Genomic DNA, 12,538 nt, shown 5'->3' on the forward strand with positions numbered 1-12,538 from the left:
CAAGTACATCAGTGCAAGTTCAAGAGGAAATTTCACTTAACATTTAAGGCCTTTATGAGTTACAATTGTCTCTAGATTATGGCATTAGAATTGAGGGAGAAGAATGCACAATAATATAATTGCTCGTGAAGGATGGCCTTTTATTATTTTTTTTACCTTAATAACGTTTTTGCTTCTATGGATCTCCTGGTATAAGCTCGCCATAGCCGCTGGCATCCTCACTATTTTTTGTCTTTATTTTTTCCGCAATCCAGAACGAAAAATCAATGAGGATAAAGATCTGGTTTTAGCCCCGGCTGATGGCAAGATAATAGAAATCAATACGGTCTGGGAGGATCAGTATTTACAGGCAAAAACTATACAGCTGAGGATTTTTTTAAATCTATTTAATGTCCATGTTAATCGTTGTCCCATAGCTGGTACCATAGAATGGGTAAATCGAAAAGGCGGGATTTTTTTATCTGCCTTTAAGAAGGAAGCAGGCGAAAAAAATGCCCGTAATTATGTAGGTTTGCTTTCCGAATACGGAAGAATACTGGTAGTACAGATAACCGGACTAATAGCCCGGCGCATTGTTTGCTGGGTAAATCCAGGTGATACCTTGAATGCCGGGGAAAGATTCGGCCTTATCCGCTTTGGTTCCTGTACGGAACTTTACTTACCCCTGGAAGCCGAAGTTCTGGTGGTTCCAGGTCAGAAGGTTAAAGGCGGAGAAACCATTGTAGCCCGCTTTAACCCGGCAATATCCGAGTCAGGTAATATTAATAGGAGGCATGATGATGAAAGCTCTAAAACCGGGCAGGAATGATCCCTGCCTTTGCGGCAGTGGGAAGAAATACAAAAAGTGCTGTGGTGCGCTAGGTGATCTGCTGGAATTTGATGGCGACCCCTTTACTCGCTATAGCCAGCTTATGATAGCGGCAAAAATAAAACTGGATCAATATTATGGCCAGCAAATTAAAAAGGTGAATAAGGAGATTAAGGAACACTTTCTTGCTTTTACGGTAGATAAGGATCTGCCCCCAGAACATGAAAGTCTTATGTCGGACTGCTTATGGTTTGACCTGACTTCCCATGACGATGATACCTTTGCTTTTCATTATTTAAAAGAACATGGAACTTTTATGGAAAATCCCTTGCGGGACTGTTTAACTGCTCTGGTTTTTTCTAATCTATCGGTATATGAAGTTAAAGGATACCAGGATATGCACCTGGAGATTGAAGATATTTTCCTTAATAAAGAGCATAAAGTTCTTTTAAAGGAACCCTGGGATGCAGATAGCGAAAACCCCATTTTACTCCTGGGTAGATTGGTAAACTTCCCGGAAGAAAATGTTTTTTCCGGTATGGTGTTGGTTATGGAAAACAAATCTGCAGAAAAGGATTTTCTCAAGCAACATATGGAATACTTGAGCAGTTTATTGGGAGAAAAAATAACTACCCTCTTAAAATTTAATGCAGAAATGCTTTATGGGCTTTTCGACCACGCTTATAAGAAAGTGTTGCTAAGCTTCAATCATATAGAAAGCAGTAGTATTAACGATGAAGAAAGAAGCCTGCTCCTGGAGCAGTTGGCAAATAATAAAGACTATACCTTGCTCCACCAAACCGAAGGATTTAGCTGGTTCCACTTTTCCGGAGAGAATCGAGCTTATGCCAGAATAGGAGTCGGCATGGATAATGTACTTTTTACTGCCGATTTACTGGAGGATATTCATAAGCTTAAGCAAGTGCTGGTGGATATTTTACCCGAGAAAGAATGGGCTGTGGTTAATAATCGTTTCCGTAAGCAGCCCCCGGCTGAGGAGTTAATGAGTTTGTGGTTTACGGTAATCAAAGATAGGGAAACTGAGCGCTGGTTGTCTACTCCTCATGGGGAATTGGATAAAAAAACCCCTCAGGAGTTGCTGGCAGAAGAGAATGGCCGCGAACGGCTTTATGAACTGCTGGATGATTTTTCTAAATCTCTGCCTGGTAAAAGTGAGCAAGAATTGATTCAATATATGAGAGAACGAATAAGTCAAAGAACCTCCCTCTAAAGGGGAGGTTCTTTTATTTTAAATATAATTGCTCGCTTATATATCTATGCAACCCTTATGCAACAAAAGGGGTTTTGCAGGTCACTATAGAAGTTCAGCCAGGGCGGCCTTTAGTTCCTCTACCCCATCTCCGCTCTGAGCGGAAAATACCAAAGGCATTTCGGGTAAATCCAGGGTCTTACGGATTATCGCTATATGTTTCATTCTGGCCCCTCGGGAAAGCTTGTCGGCTTTGGTAGCTACTACCAATACCGGTATCTGCAAATGTAAAAGCCAGTCTTTCATTAAAATATCATTTTCTCCAGGTTCATGCCGAATATCCAGTAATTGAATTACACCCCGAAGCTGTTCCCTCTGGCTAAGATAAGCTTCAACCATTTTCTTCCAGCGAGCTTTTTCTTCCCGGGAAACCCGGGCATAACCATAGCCCGGTAAATCCACCATAAACCACTGATCGTTAATTAAGTAATAATTAATAGTACGGGTTTTACCGGGAGTTGAACTGGACTTGGCCAGGTTTTTACGGTTGCATATTTTATTGATCAATGAAGATTTACCGACATTAGATCGGCCGGCCAGGGCAATTTCCGGGATATTGCCCACCGGCAGTTGATTAATATCTACATAAATCCCCTCTAATTCCGCTTTTTTTATTTTTAACTCCATAGAACCTCTTTGTCTGAGGGGCAAGGGGACGGTCCTTTTGTCCCCCACATGGGGATGGTTCTTTTGTGTTGTCCCCATGTGTTGCTCCGTCCTCCAATTTCCGTTTCCTGACGACCGATGACTTTTAATTACCGGCATCTGACGACCATTCCGCCTTCCGTCCTCCGTTTAACATAGATCTTTATTAGCTTCGGGCTCTACCCTGTCCTGGTTCAGGTTCTCCCCCACCAGTTCAGGATTTAGCAATACGCCGGGAAAGTCTTCACCTGGCTGAATAGCTTCCAACTTGAGCAGGGTTTCCTCTAATACTTCATCCATATGACTAACCAGAACCAGCTTAATTTTCCTTTTAACCGGGGCCGGTATTTCAGCCAGATCCTTTTTGTTTTCTACCGGCAGAAGCACCTTGGCAATCCCCGCTCTATGGGCCGCCAGGATTTTTTCTTTCACTCCACCAATAGGCAGGATTCTGCCCCGCAGGGTTATTTCACCGGTCATAGCCACATCACTTCGGACCGGTAGGCCAGACATAGCTGAAGCTAGGGCCGTAGCCAGGGTTATTCCGGCGGATGGCCCATCCTTGGGGATGGCCCCTTCGGGAATATGGATGTGTACATCATATTTATCGCGAATTTCATCATTTATTCCCAGTTCATCTGCTTTGGAACGAACATAGGTTAAAGCTGCCTGGGCTGATTCCTTCATTACCTCACCTAGCTTACCGGTCAGGGTCAAATTTCCCTTACCTTTCAGCAGAGCAACTTCGATAGATAATATGTCGCCCCCACTCTCCGTCCAGGCCAAACCGGTTGCTACCCCTACCTGGTTTTCGCTTTCCGCCACCCCGTAACGATATCTGCCTGCTCCTAAAAAGCGATTTAAACTATTAGAGGCGACATGAACAAAGGTATCTTTATCTTCGACCACTTGGCGGGCAACCTTACGGCATATAGACGCAATTTGTCTTTCCAGGTTTCTGACTCCGGCCTCTCGGGTATATTCGCGAATAATCCTGCGCAGGGTTCCCTCGGAAAATGTTATATTACTTTCCTTCAAACCGTGCTCTTTTATTTGTTTTGGTACCAGATAATCAGTGGCGATGTGTACTTTGTCTTCTTCGGTATAGCCAGTTATTTCTATTATTTCCATCCGGTCCAGCAAGGGACGAGGGATATTGAAAACCGAATTGGCCGTGGTAATAAACATTACCTTGGACAAATCAAAGGGAATTTCCAGATAATGATCACTGAAAATATAGTTTTGTTCAGGATCTAAGACCTCTAGAAGAGCCGAAGCCGGATCTCCACGAAAGTCCATGGTCATCTTATCGATTTCATCCAGGAGAAAAACGGGATTTTTGGAGCCCGCGGTTTTCATACCCTGCAATATACGGCCCGGCATAGAGCCTACATAAGTCCGGCGATGCCCTCTTATTTCAGCCTCATCCCGGATACCTCCCAGGGACATACGGATAAATTTCCTCCCCAGTGAGCGCCCTACCGACTTGCCCAGAGAGGTCTTCCCTACGCCGGGAGGACCAACCAGACAGAGAATAGGACCTTTCATTTTTTTGGCCAGTTTACGAATAGCCAAATACTCCAGAATTCTTTCTTTCGGTTTTTCCAAACCATAATGATCTTCATCAAGTATGGCTTCAGCTGCTTTTAAATCCAAACGATCACGGGTTTCTAACGACCAGGGTAAAGACAAAATCCAATCCAGGTAGTTGCGCACCACTACGGCTTCAGCCACCATCGGCGGCATTTTTTCCAGCCTTTCCAATTCCTTAAAAGCCTTTTCTTCAGCATCTTTGGGCATATTAGCTTTCTTGATCCGTTCTCTGAATTCTTCAACTTCACTGCTGCGCTCGTCTTTTTCCCCTAATTCCTTTTGGATAGCCTTAATTTGTTCCCGCAAATAATATTCTTTTTGCGTCTTTTCCATCTGTTTGCGAACCCGGATATTGATCTTTCTTTCCAATTCCAAAACTTCCATTTCCTTGGCCAGCAGTTCGCAAAGATAATTCAATCGCTTATTAATATCGCTCAATTCCAATATCCGCTGTTTTTCGTTTATTCTCAGATTAAGATGGGATGCAATTACATCAGCCAGTCTTCCCCCTTCTTCAATAGCTACTACTGAAACCACAGTTTCCGGAGGAATCTTTTTGCTCATCCTTACATATTGTTCAAATTGACCCACCAGGTTTCTCATAAGTGCTTCCAGTTCAGGGCTTTTAATTTTTTTATCCCTTAGTTCTTCTACCCGCACTTTCATATAAGGATCATTGGCAAGATAGGCATTGATTTCCGCTCGGAATAAACCTTCAACCAGAACCCGCATGGTTCCACCCGGCATTTTTAATATCTGTCTTATTTCCGCAACCGTACCTACTTCATAAATGTCTTCTTCATCCGGCTCATCGGTTTGAGCTTCCTTCTGCGTTGCTAAAAATATCTCCTTGGAACCCAGCATTGCGTCTTCTATGGCATTTATGGACTTCTTTCGCCCTACATCCAAATGAATGACGGTATAGGGGAAAACCAGTACCCCGCGGAGAGGCAGCATAGGTAGTTCTCTATATGTTTGATGTTCTTCTGTTGGCATAAATAAACACCTCCCAGGCACATCTATTCTACTATATGTGTTAATGCAGTGCAATAACGCCTGTAATCGATTTCCAGGCAGTTGCTGCTCTACTACCAATCATCAAGTTGAAACACCAAGGCCAAGCTCATTAATCGTTGGCAGCGGTTTATCTGTAGTAGCGGGAAATACTTCCTGCTCAAGGAATGCCCAGATAAAGACCTCATCCAAATCTCGAACCGGAATTACCTTTAAATCAGGAAAATCGTCAAAAATATTAAGCCAATTTTCTGCCGGGATAATGACCTTTTGCACACCAGCCCTGCGGGCAGCCTCAATTTTAGCTATAACACCTCCCACTGGCTTGACTTTGCCATAGACAGAGATTTCCCCGGTCATAGCTAAAAGATTATCTACTACTTTACCGGTGATACTTGAATAGATGGCAGTGGCCATACTTATACCAGCCGAAGGTCCATCTACAGGAATACCCCCGGGAAAATTAAGATGGATATTGTAATCGCCAATTTCCAAACCATAAATAGACCTCAAAACGGTAAGAACATTCTCTACCGCTCCCCGGGCCGCACTCTTACGCCGGACTTGTCTTTCCTGTCCTCCCAGTTGTTCTTCATCTACCACTCCGGTAACCGTCCAGTTTCCCTGGCCTTTGGGCACAGATAAAGCAGCCGCCTCTACCTCCAGTAAAGTGCCCATATTAGCCCCGATGACAGCCAGTCCATTTACTACTCCAACCATTGCTTCTTCCTTAATCTTGATTTCCCGGCGCGGTGAAAAGCGGCCATTATTCAAAACTTTTTCCACGATAGACAGGCTTATTTTATTCTGTTTTTCCACCTGTGCTATTCCCGCCGAGAGTTGAACCATATTAACCGCTTCCCTTCCATTATTGGCATAGCGGCTTATTTCCTCCAAAGCTGCAGGCTCCAGGGGAAAATTGATTTTTTTTGCCGCATTAAGGGTTATCCGTTCTATATCTTCTTTAGTAAGGGGATTAAAAAAGATCTCCAGACAGCGTGAACGCAAAGCAGGCGATAATTCATCCGGTGAGCGCGTGGTAGCACCTACCAGGCGAAAATCAGCAGGCAGCCCATGGTTAAATATCTCATGAATATATACCGGGATAGTCCGGTTGTATTCTGTGTAATAAGCACTCTCCAACATAACTTTTCTATCTTCTAAAACTTTTAGCAATTTGTTCATCTGCAAAGAATGTAATTCGCCGATTTCATCTATAAAAAGAATACCCCCATGGGCTCGGGTACAAGCTCCCGGCTTGGGTTGAGGAATGCCGGCTGAGCCCATAGATCCAGCCCCCTGATATATGGGATCGTGCACTGAACCAATCAAGGGATCAGCTATGTTTCTTTCGTCAAAGCGGCTTATGGTGGCATCAACTTCTACAAAGTTGGCATCTTTTCCAAAGGGAGACAGGGGGTTTTTTTTAGCCTCTTCCAATACCAGCCGTGCCGCCGCAGTTTTACCTACCCCAGGAGGCCCAAATATAATAACATGTTGCGGATTGGGCCCGCAAAGAGCAGAACGAAGAATGGAGACTGCTTCCTTTTGTCCGATAATATCATCCATCTGAGCAGGACGGGTCAAACTGGATAAGGGCTCACTAAGCTTTATGTTACGCATCTGTTTTAACCTGGAACTCTCTTTTTCCGATTCCTTTACCATTACGGTTTTATGGCTCTGCTGGTTCTTCAAGAGATTCCAAAAATATAAGCCTATCACTATCGCAAAGAACAATTGTATCAAGTAGAGGATACCGCTATATTGGACAAAAAATTCATTCATGAGTTTTTTCCTTTCCTTTGTGCTTTTTCTATTATTCCCTGAGCTCCAGCTTGGGATTAGAAAAAAACTCAGTAAAAAAAGGTAGCTCTCGCTACCTTTTCCACAAGATAATATTAGTTTTACTGCAAAGCCTTTACATAGAGCCTTCCCCGGCTAGTTAACTTTTCGCCGCGCTTCCATGGTAACCAGAAGCGGCTTTTCTTTCTTTTCAATGACATCCCGGGTAATGGCCACTTTGGTCACATCCAGGCGGGAAGGAATCTCATACATTACTTCCAACATAATATCTTCAATTATTGCCCTTAAACCACGGGCTCCGGTATTCCGGCGCAGGGCTTCATCAGCAATAGCCTGCAGGGCATCTTCCTTAAATTCGAGATCCACCCCATCCAGTTCAAACAATTTTTTATACTGTTTGACCAGGGCATTCTTGGGCTCGGTTAGAATGCTTATCAAGGCATCCATATCCAATGCCTCCAGGGTAACAATAATAGGCACTCTTCCTACGAATTCAGGAATAAGGCCGTATTTCAATAAATCCTGGGGAAGAATCATATTCAGGATTTCTCCGATTTTTTTCTCTTCCCGGCTTTTGATATCAGCACCAAAACCCATGACTTTTTGTCCGACCCGATTCTCAATTATCTTATCTATACCTTCGAAAGCTCCCCCACAAATAAAGAGAATATTACTGGTGTCTATCTGAATAAACTCCTGATGGGGGTGTTTCCGCCCTCCCTGCGGGGGAACACTGGCTACAGTTCCTTCCAGAATCTTCAAAAGGGCCTGCTGTACCCCCTCACCCGAGACATCCCGGGTAATACTGGGATTATCTGTCTTACGTGCGATTTTATCGATTTCATCAATGTAGATTATTCCCTTTTCTGCTTTTTCAATATCGTAATCAGCGGATTGAATAAGCTTTAAGAGGATGTTTTCTACATCTTCGCCCACATAACCGGCTTCGGTTAGGGAGGTGGCATCTGCAATGGCAAAGGGAACATTTAATATCCGGGCCAAAGTCTGGGCCAGCAAGGTCTTGCCACTACCGGTCGGTCCCAACATCATTATATTGCTCTTCTGGAGCTCAACATCATCCAGTTTCATCCCTAAGTTTATTCTTTTATAGTGATTATAAACAGCAACAGCCAGGGACTTCTTGGCCCGATCCTGACCAATAACATAATCATCGAGAATCTCACGAATATCTTGCGGTTTAGGAATGTCCCCGAGTTCAAAACCCAGGTCATCCGCCAATTCTTCTTCAATTATCTCATTACACAACTCTATGCACTCGTCACAAATATACACACCCGGTCCAGCAACAAGTTTCTTAACCTGGTCCTGAGTTTTGCCACAGAATGAACATTTCAATTGCCCTTTTTCATCCCCGTATCTGTGCATAAATCCACCTCTCTTTGGCCAAAAGTTATTTCTTGCTGGTCTTCTTCGGATGGCTTATTACTTCATCTATAATACCATATTCTTTTGCCTCCTGGGCAGTCATAAAATAATCGCGATCGGTATCCTTTTGGATTCGCTCCAGAGGCTGACCGGTTCTTTCAGCCAATATTTTATTTAAAGATTCTTTCATATTCATTATACGCCGGGCATGGATTTCGATATCAGTAGCTTGTCCCTGGGTTCCCCCTGCCGGTTGGTGAATCATAATTTCCGCATTGGGGAGGGCATATCTCTTGCCTTTTTTTCCTGCCGCCAGAAGGAATGCTCCCATACTAGCAGCCAAACCTACACAAATGGTGGAGACATCAGGCCGTATATATTGCAGAGTGTCATATATGGCCATCCCTGCTGTTATCGAACCGCCCGGGCTGTTGATATACAATGAAATGTCTTTGTCCGGGTCTTCCGCTTCCAGGAATAGAAGTTGGGCAATTACCAGATTAGCTACGGTATCGTCAATGCCACTACCCAGGAATATTATCCGGTCTTTAAGCAGACGCGAATAAATATCGTAAGACCTTTCCCCTCGATTAGTTTGTTCTACTACCATAGGTACCAGATATGACATAATAATCACCCCTTGAATTTTAATTTTAAAATGAACTTGTCACTTTGCGAGTTATTCAGCTGCCGCTGCGGTTATTTCTGCTACTTCCTTTACTACAGCCTTGTCGATAAGGAAGTCAATCGCTTTATCTATTTTTAACCCGGTCCTGATGTTCTCGATGGCATCGCCCAGTTCTTCCTTTATCTTGTCTACTTCCATTCCAAAGTTATTAGCCAGTTTCATAATGTGTTCATTCAGTTCTTCTTCACTGACCTCCATACCCTTTTCCTCAGCCAGTTTTTCCAGCATAAAATCACCTTTCACTGATTTCTCAGCTTCCGGCCAAATTTTCTGGCTGAAGTCCTCCCGATTGCTGTTGGTAAACTGGAAATACTGCTCCAGAGTCAAGCCCTGATAAGCCATTCTTTGCTCAAAATCTTGCAGCATCCGTTCCACCTGCATATTAATAACCGCATCGGGAACAGGAATGTCACATTTTTCCAGGGCCTTTTCCATTAGCTCGGTTTTAATGCTCTCTTTACGGCGGCTTTCCGCCATCTCCTCCAGGTTTTTCCTAATATCCTGGCGCAGCTCATCAATAGTATTAAACTGGCTAACTTCTTGGGCAAACTCATCATTAAGTTCTCTGGCTTCAGTCGTTTCAATTCTTTTAACACTAACCTGGAAAACAGCATCCTTGCCCGCTAGATCCTCAGCATGATACGATTCCGGGAAAGTAACCAGCACATCCTTGCTTTCCCCAGCCTTCAACCCTACTAATTGTTCTTCAAAACCAGGAATAAAAGTATTGGAGCCCAGCTCCAGAGAGTAGTCTTCTCCCTTGCCCCCGGCAAATGCTTCACCGTCAATAAAACCTTCAAAGTCAATGTTCAACTTATCTCCCATAGCAGCCGGTTCTTCTATTTTTTCTACTACTTGAGCATATTGCTGGCGCATATCTTCAAATTTCTGAATAACATCCTCTTCTTTTACCTGAAAATCAGGTATTTCAACCTCTATGCCCTCTATTTCCCCTAACTTGACTTCCGGCTTGACCGGTACACGAGCATTGAACTTAAAGGGTTGGCCTGATTCCGGGTCATTGATATCAAATTCCGGCTGGGCGATAGGCTTGATGTTTAATTCCTCCAAAGCCTTATCATAGGCTTCTGGAACAATATATTCCAGAGCGTCCTGGAAAAGCACTTCCTTGCCAAATTGGAGTTCCAAGAGCTCTCTGGGTGCTTTTCCTTTACGAAAACCAGGAATAGCGACCTGTTTTATCACTTTGCGATAAGCATACTGTAGGCCTTCCTCAACCTGCTCGGCACTAACCTCTATTTCAATGTAGGCCTCGCTGTTTTCTATCTTCTCTAATTTTGCGGTCATTTATGCTCCTCCTAACCCTTTCATTAATTTAGCTTGGCTTGTTACTGTATTTACGGATACTATACCTGACCTATATTATTGGTGTTTTTTGTTTCCTGAATAATCCTCTTAAGAATTTACCCTAATTTAACTTAAAACACAAGACCCCGGCTGTTGCCGAGGTACAATTAAGCAAGTTTAAAGATGGGATTTGAACTCGCAACTCTCGCCCTGGCAAGACAAGAGCTGGACACTTAAGCACTGGCACATAAGCCTTTAGATATCTAAAGAATAATTAATTCCACCCTCCCAAGTCAAGTCTCTCAATTTATTTTTGATTCCACTCTTTGACTCCACTGCAAAAAGACCACCCGCTTTCGCCTTCGCCGGTGTAGCCTCTGAATCATTCTATGATTAATTTTAGGGTAGCAGCATCTACCTGGCCTGTCGGAGTTAGATTGTGGTCACTTTGAAACTGGCTTAAGGCATTACTGAGCTCTTCTTCATTAGCCGGCTTTTGCTGGAGGTATTCTTGCTTGATTAACTCCGCTATCACAGCATCTAACTCCTCTATGGTAAGCAATTGAATATTAACCCGGGAGTATGGTTCATCTCTATAGCTAGCGCGAGGTCTCCGTACCGGAGCTACCCCCGGCTCGGAAGATTCTTTGGAATCCGGGGAGGAAAGCTCACTGCCCTCCCCCGGCCTGACCCCATATTTCATATGTTTCAATTCCTGAATATTCTCATTATGCGCCAGGTTTGTATCTTTTTTTATATTGGGATCGGTAATAACTTCATCTAAAGCTGACATCTGTTTATCAGCAGGAGGCGACAAGTTGGGACTCCTCTGCGGGTATTGAGCTACTTGCCCGCCGCAGCCGCCAAGTACGCCAAGTACGCCAAGTAAAAGAGCTGATATAATTAATAATATCAACTTTCTTTTAATCGCCACTTTCCTTATCCTCCATTTTACTTACATAACCCAAAATGGAACCAGGATTCAAGGAATTTACCATATTGCTGGGAACAATAACCAGGGAAGCCTTTTCCTTTATTCCTTCATAAAGAATATTCATCGCTCTTAAACTGAACGCTTCCGGATTGTTATGATATCTGGTGGCGGCCTGGGCAAACTTGTCGGCTATTTCCAATTCTGCAGTTCCCAATATAACCCGGGCCCGGCGCTCTCTTTCTGCCTGGGCTTCTCGGGACATGGCATCCTGCAATTCATCCGGAATCATGACATCCCGAATTTCCACCGAACGAACGGAGACTCCCCAGGAATGGGTACGAGCATCGATCATAACTTTTAACTCTTCATCTATATGTTCTCTCCCGGCCAGCATAGCATATAGTTCGGTCTTTCCAATCATATCCCGCAGGGTGGTCTGAGCCGCCCAGAAAACCGCTTTCTGGTATTCCTCCACCTCCAGGGCTGCCTTCATAGGGTCATCCACCACCCAGAACATTACCGCATCCACATTTACCGGAACATTGTCCTTGGTCAAGGTCTTCTCAGCGGCAAAAAAGGTGGTTCTAATCCGCATATCAATCCAGATGGGAGCTTCATCAATGATAGGAATTATGAAAAAAAGTCCCGGTCCGGCCATTCTGCGGAATTTACCCAGCCTTAAGATAACCACCCGATCCCACTCCCGGGCCACCTTGAGCGACCAGGCTGCAAGTATGGCCGTTACGCCCAAAATTATCGTAAGCCAGATTTGCTGCATAATAATATAGGCGTAGGTTGACAAAGCTCCGATTATAATAAAAAGTAAAATTGCAGGCGCATTAAGCCTGTCTCCGCGATTCTTTGTCCAATCGGGCTCCCGATAGTCTCCGTTATTAGCCATCTTTCATTTCCCCTTTCTAAAGCTACTCGTAAAAGCACGGGGTGATTCCGCTAAAGTTATCCAGCATCAGGAATAGTTTGAGCAAAGTCAAGTGTTATTATTTACTATGATATCAAAAATACTATGATATCAAAAATAATTCTTTCAGACTAAAAATGATATAAAAAATTGGGAAAAGCACCTTTTCC

General features: G+C 43.8%; 10 protein-coding genes. 2 read left to right on the plus strand and 8 right to left on the minus strand.

Features of this window, described 5'->3' with window-relative positions:
* Positions 1-103 precede the first annotated feature (103 nt).
* A complete protein-coding gene (locus SWOL_RS08525; protein ID WP_049750119.1) occupies positions 104-808 on the plus strand; it encodes a phosphatidylserine decarboxylase family protein in 705 nt (234 codons plus the stop codon).
* The gene (locus SWOL_RS14570) at positions 780-2,039 is read left to right on the plus strand and encodes an SEC-C metal-binding domain-containing protein (protein WP_041427489.1); all 1,260 of its coding nucleotides are present in this window, start codon (positions 780-782) and stop codon (positions 2,037-2,039) included. Before SWOL_RS08525 ends, SWOL_RS14570 begins: the two co-directional genes overlap by 29 nt.
* 84 nt (positions 2,040-2,123) lie before the next feature.
* On the opposite strand, the gene yihA is transcribed toward SWOL_RS14570, so the two are convergent.
* From yihA to SWOL_RS08570, 8 genes are all read right to left on the minus strand, one after another.
* On the minus strand, positions 2,124-2,705 hold the full coding sequence (gene yihA, locus SWOL_RS08535) for a ribosome biogenesis GTP-binding protein YihA/YsxC (protein WP_041427490.1): 582 nt from the start codon (positions 2,703-2,705) through the stop codon (positions 2,124-2,126).
* 168 nt (positions 2,706-2,873) lie between these two features.
* A complete protein-coding gene (gene lon / locus SWOL_RS08540) occupies positions 2,874-5,312 on the minus strand; it encodes an endopeptidase La (RefSeq protein WP_011641049.1) in 2,439 nt (812 codons plus the stop codon).
* A 102-nt stretch (positions 5,313-5,414) separates the two neighbouring features.
* Positions 5,415-7,115, minus strand: coding sequence for an ATP-dependent protease LonB (gene lonB, locus SWOL_RS08545; RefSeq protein WP_011641050.1), 1,701 nt, complete (start codon positions 7,113-7,115; stop codon positions 5,415-5,417).
* Between the two features lie 153 nt (positions 7,116-7,268).
* Positions 7,269-8,519 carry an ATP-dependent protease ATP-binding subunit ClpX gene (gene clpX / locus SWOL_RS08550; RefSeq protein WP_011641051.1) on the minus strand — a complete coding sequence of 417 codons (1,251 nt, stop codon included), beginning with the start codon at positions 8,517-8,519 and terminating at the stop codon, positions 7,269-7,271.
* Positions 8,520-8,544: 25 nt separating this feature from the next.
* Complete coding sequence (gene clpP, locus SWOL_RS08555; RefSeq protein WP_011641052.1) at positions 8,545-9,147, minus strand: ATP-dependent Clp endopeptidase proteolytic subunit ClpP; 603 nt, start codon at positions 9,145-9,147, stop codon at positions 8,545-8,547.
* Between the two features lie 51 nt (positions 9,148-9,198).
* A complete protein-coding gene (gene tig / locus SWOL_RS08560; RefSeq protein ID WP_011641053.1) occupies positions 9,199-10,515 on the minus strand; it encodes a trigger factor in 1,317 nt (438 codons plus the stop codon).
* A gap of 382 nt (positions 10,516-10,897) precedes the next feature.
* Entirely contained in the window at positions 10,898-11,449 is a 552-nt protein-coding gene (locus SWOL_RS08565) for a peptidoglycan-binding domain-containing protein (protein ID WP_011641054.1), read from the minus strand.
* Positions 11,439-12,350 (minus strand): SPFH domain-containing protein, encoded by a 912-nt coding sequence (locus SWOL_RS08570; protein ID WP_049750120.1) that lies wholly within the window; start codon positions 12,348-12,350, stop codon positions 11,439-11,441. The genes SWOL_RS08565 and SWOL_RS08570 overlap by 11 nt, the downstream gene beginning before the upstream one ends.
* Positions 12,351-12,538 lie beyond the last annotated feature (188 nt).

The sequence above is a fragment of the Syntrophomonas wolfei subsp. wolfei str. Goettingen G311 genome, from assembly GCF_000014725.1.
GTDB classification, from domain to species: domain Bacteria; phylum Bacillota; class Syntrophomonadia; order Syntrophomonadales; family Syntrophomonadaceae; genus Syntrophomonas; species Syntrophomonas wolfei.

What these genes read in the sequence shown, in the direction of transcription:
- SWOL_RS14570 (WP_041427489.1), top strand. Translation starts at nt 780, where the DNA reads ATGAAAGCTCTAAAACCGGGCAGGAATGATCCCTGCCTTTGCGGCAGT.
- clpX (WP_011641051.1), bottom strand. Translation starts at nt 8,519, where the DNA reads ATGCACAGATACGGGGATGAAAAAGGGCAATTGAAATGTTCATTCTGT.
- clpP (WP_011641052.1), bottom strand. Translation starts at nt 9,147, where the DNA reads ATGTCATATCTGGTACCTATGGTAGTAGAACAAACTAATCGAGGGGAA.
- SWOL_RS08570 (WP_049750120.1), bottom strand. Translation starts at nt 12,350, where the DNA reads ATGGCTAATAACGGAGACTATCGGGAGCCCGATTGGACAAAGAATCGC.
- SWOL_RS08525 (WP_049750119.1), top strand. Translation starts at nt 104, where the DNA reads ATGCACAATAATATAATTGCTCGTGAAGGATGGCCTTTTATTATTTTT.
- yihA (WP_041427490.1), bottom strand. Translation starts at nt 2,705, where the DNA reads ATGGAGTTAAAAATAAAAAAAGCGGAATTAGAGGGGATTTATGTAGAT.
- lon (WP_011641049.1), bottom strand. Translation starts at nt 5,312, where the DNA reads ATGCCAACAGAAGAACATCAAACATATAGAGAACTACCTATGCTGCCT.
- lonB (WP_011641050.1), bottom strand. Translation starts at nt 7,115, where the DNA reads ATGAATGAATTTTTTGTCCAATATAGCGGTATCCTCTACTTGATACAA.
- tig (WP_011641053.1), bottom strand. Translation starts at nt 10,515, where the DNA reads ATGACCGCAAAATTAGAGAAGATAGAAAACAGCGAGGCCTACATTGAA.